At 47.8% G+C, this 209-nt stretch carries 1 rRNA gene; it reads left to right on the plus strand.

What is annotated here, in order from left to right:
• Positions 1 to 209: ribosomal RNA gene (locus tag AC6H42_RS10830) — 23S ribosomal RNA — on the plus strand; the annotation flags it as partial.

Genomic DNA, 209 nt, shown 5'->3' on the forward strand with positions numbered 1-209 from the left:
CGATGAAGGACGTAGAAGTCTGCGATAAGCCTCGGGGAGCTGACAAACAAGCTTTGATCCGAGGATTTCCGAATGGGGAAACCCGGCCTTTTAGGTCATTGCATACTGAATACATAGGTATGCAAAGCGAACGCGGCGAACTGAAACATCTAAGTAGCTGCAGGAAAATAAATCAACCGAGATTCCCAAAGTAGTGGCGAGCGAAATGG

The sequence above is a fragment of the Massilia sp. NBRC 108631 genome (genome assembly GCF_059704565.1).